Source organism: Ilumatobacter sp. (assembly GCF_049588435.1).
In the GTDB taxonomy this organism is placed as follows: Bacteria; Actinomycetota; Acidimicrobiia; order Acidimicrobiales; family Ilumatobacteraceae; genus Ilumatobacter_A.
In genome coordinates this window covers 1-2,875 of record NZ_JBAVYV010000366.1, presented here as the reverse complement: position 1 = coordinate 2,875, position 2,875 = coordinate 1, and the positions used below count along the sequence as shown (strand labels likewise).

The 2,875-nt window shown below is 66.7% G+C and carries 2 protein-coding genes and 1 pseudogene; 2 read left to right on the top strand and 1 reads right to left on the bottom strand.

What is annotated here, in order from left to right; translation table 11 throughout:
• Positions 1–1,267 (top strand): annotated as a pseudogene (locus WBV89_RS14185) (hypothetical protein); the annotation flags it as partial.
• Positions 1,268–1,291: 24 nt separating this feature from the next.
• Here WBV89_RS14185 and WBV89_RS14180 read toward each other — a convergent pair.
• Entirely contained in the window at positions 1,292–2,230 is a 939-nt protein-coding gene (locus WBV89_RS14180) for a sigma-70 family RNA polymerase sigma factor (protein WP_423982006.1), read from the bottom strand.
• A 205-nt stretch (positions 2,231–2,435) separates the two neighbouring features.
• On the opposite strand from WBV89_RS14180, the gene WBV89_RS14175 reads away from it, so the two are divergent.
• On the top strand, positions 2,436–2,789 hold the full coding sequence (locus tag WBV89_RS14175) for a putative quinol monooxygenase (protein WP_423982005.1): 354 nt from the start codon (positions 2,436–2,438) through the stop codon (positions 2,787–2,789).
• Positions 2,790–2,875: the final 86 nt, after the last annotated feature.

Below are 2,875 nucleotides of genomic sequence, written 5' to 3'. Positions count from 1 at the left end.
GACCGACAACGGTGCCGCCTACTGGTACCGCACGGAGTCCGACCGCACGATCGCGGACTCGGTGGTCGAGGTCGTGGAACGGCTGCGGGCCGACGACGTGCCGATTCGCGCGGTCGAGCTCGACTCGTGGTTCTACCCGCACGTCACGCCACGCCCGATCGTCGAGATCGGGTACCCCGAAGAGGTCCCTCCGAGCGGGATGGCGACATGGACCGCTCGGGAGGATGCCTACCCGCCCGCCGTGGGTGACGCACTCGGCGAGCTGTCCGATCGACTCGACCGCCCGCCGCTCGTCCTGCACGCCCGCCACATCGCGCCGTCGTCGCCGTACGTCACCGGCCCGGACGAATGGTGGATCGACGAGTTCGCCGCACATCCGATCGACCCCGCATTCTTCCGGCGGTGGTTCGACGACGCCGCCCGCTGGGGCGCGACGGTGATCGAGCAGGACTGGATGCTGATGTACTGGTTCGGCGTTCGTGCGTTGCGGAGCTGGCCGGGGCGCGCCGCCGGGTGGCAACGGGCGCTCAACGATCACGCGTCGGCGACCGGTGTCGACCTGCTGTGGTGCATGGCGACACCGGCGGACATGATGCTCGCCGCCTCACTCGACCGTGTGATCGCGATGCGGACCTGCGACGACTATCGATTCGCTGACGATCCGGCATTCCTCTGGACGTGGTTCCTCACGGTCAACCGGCTCGCGGACACGCTCGGTGTCCCGGCCTTCAAGGATTGCTTCTTCTCGAATGCCGACGTGTCCGAGGGCGACGACGCGATCGACGGCGACCCGCACGCGGCCGTGGAGGCACTGCTGTCGGCGCTGTCGGGTGGTCCGGTGGGAATCGGCGACCGGATCGGCCGCACCGATCCCGCGATCACCGGGCGCGTCTGCGATGCGGACGGCCGGCTTCGGAGACTGGACGGGCCGATTTCGGCGATCGATGACGCGCTGTTCGGTGGTCCAGCACGCGGCGATCGGTTGATGTGGGCGACCACCACGTCGACGACACCCGACGGCGTCTGGACGTATGTCGTCGCGATCAACACCGCTGTCGAGCACGCGACGATCCTCGATCGGTACGACCTGGGTCGTGAGGCGGTCGTCTACGACTGGCGCGGCGGCACGGCATCGACGACGAGCGAACTCAGCCTCGAACTGGCACCACGCGACTGGGCATTGTTCGTCGTCAGCCCACCCGGACAGCCGAGCGCAGCCGAGGTCGGCGACGCGAGCAAGTACGTCGTCGTCGAGAGCGTTACGTAACGGGTCAGACCCGTTACGTAACGGTCAGACGGCGAGGAGGTCGCGGGCGCCGGTGTCGCTCGACGGGTGGCGCAGCTTGCTCATCGCGCGGGCCTCGATCTGGCGGATCCGCTCGCGGGTGAGGCTGAAGTGATCGCCGACCTCTTCGAGGGTCCGTGGCTCACCGCGGTCGAGACCGAAGCGGAGCTTGAGGATCTCACGCTCGCGCTCGTCGAGCGGAGCGAGCAGCCGCGAGATCTCCTCGGGGAGCAGCGCGGTCGCTGCGACCTCGAAGGGCGACTCGGCCGAGCGGTCCTCGACGACATCGCCGAGTTCGGCATCGCCGTCCTCACGCAGTGGCTCGGACAACGAGAGCGGCTCGGCGGCGAAGCGCAACGCCTCGGTCACCTTGTCCTCGGGCATCTCGACTTCCTTCGCCAGCTCGGACAGCGTGGCGGGGCGGCCGTACTTGAGTTCGAGGCGGGAGCGCGCCTTCTGCAGACGGGCGAGCGTGTCGCCGGCATGCACCGGCAGGCGGATCGTGCGTCCGGTGTTCGCGATGCCGCGGGTGATCGCCTGACGGATCCACCAGGTGGCGTAGGTCGAGAACTTGAATCCCTTGCGCCAGTCGAACTTCTCGACGGCGTGCATCAGGCCGAGGTTGCCCTCCTGGATGAGGTCGAGCAGCGGAAGTCCGGAGGCCTGGTACTTCTTGGCGATCGACACCACGAGGCGCAGGTTCGATTGGACGAATTGGCGCTCGGCCTCTTCACCCTTGCGGGCGGTACGGCGCAGCTCGCGCTTCTTTGCGGCGGTGAGTTCTTTGCCGCCCGAATCGAGCTGCTCGATGGCCTCGTTGCCGGCCTCGATGGCCTTCGCGAGTCGCACCTCGTCGTCCTTCGTGAGCAGCGTGTACTGCCCGATGTCGGTGAGGTAGAGACGGACGAGGTCCTCGTCATCCCGTTCGACTCGATCTTTTGCCACCAGCAACCTCTTTCGACGTGTCGTGTGCGGGAGTGCCGGATGGCACCCTGTCTCGACGCTTCCCATTCGCACACGCATCGAGCGTTTGTGATAGGAGGCAGCGAGACGCCGGTCACGATACCGAGCCGCAGGTGCGGCCCAACTCGCTTTGTGACGCGCGTCGGTGTGTATCGCTTCTTCAGATGAACAGATCGGCAGTATCGCTATGACAGATGGACAACCTCGAGACGGTGACCAAGGTGGAGACGCGGGCGAGATCGAGCTCGCCGTGGTGACGATGCGCTTCGACGCCCACGACACCGAATCCCTCCACGGCGTGCTCTCGAAGTACGTCGTGCTCACCCGGATGGTGCCGGGATGTCGCAACGTCGATCTGTGTGCGAGCGTCACCGTCGCGGGTCGCCTGCTCGTCATCCAGAAGTGGGACGACGCCGACGCACAACGTGCCCACTTCGATTCCGCGCTGATGGTCGAGATGGCCGAGTCCTGTCACGGACTGCTCACCGCGCCGCCCGAGGTCGATCTGTGGGACGGTCTCAGCGCGCACGACCTGCGCTGAGACCGGCACCAGCCCGCTCGGGTCCGGCGATATCCTGAGCGGACCATGTCGAATCCATTCTTCAACGAAAAGCGGATGAACGAGGA